The following is a 383-nucleotide window of genomic DNA, read 5'->3' as shown; positions in this document are numbered from 1 at the left end:
TCTCAGGGTTTGCGGCGCGATCGTATTCACGGCAAGCTGCGGCTCGTTATAAAAGCGATGCCCGATCGCACTGGTGAGCAAGGCGATCGCCAGCAGCAGCAAGGGACGCGACAATCCAGAACGCTCGACTTTCCGACGCAGGGGCAGGGCAGGTAGGAGCAGTTGCCGCCAACGTTTGAGGTAGATTCGCCGCAGATGTTTCCAGCGCCTAACGACCTGCTGAAGCGGAGCAATTTGCCATCGATTGAGCTGCGGCGCGATCGATCGAAGCCGTTTCATGAGGGCAGCCTGAAATGTTTCCAACAACTGATGCGATTTGTAGCTGGGTGAAGCGGGTCAGCGAGCAACAAAGTCAGAAACTCCAATTCAGTATAAGCCTCAAC

At 55.9% G+C, this 383-nt stretch carries 1 protein-coding gene; it reads right to left on the bottom strand.

Translation table 11 applies throughout. The annotated features are described in order from the left end of the window. A partial coding sequence (locus tag D7Y13_RS45575; protein WP_147452803.1) for a hypothetical protein occupies positions 1-279 on the bottom strand: 279 nt, incomplete at its 3' end. Between the last annotated feature and the right edge of the window lie 104 nt (positions 280-383).

Source organism: Corallococcus praedator, from assembly GCF_003612125.1.
Taxonomy (GTDB): Bacteria; Myxococcota; Myxococcia; order Myxococcales; family Myxococcaceae; genus Corallococcus; species Corallococcus praedator.
Note: the sequence above shows the minus strand (reverse complement) of the source record. Positions and strands in the feature narration are given on the sequence as shown.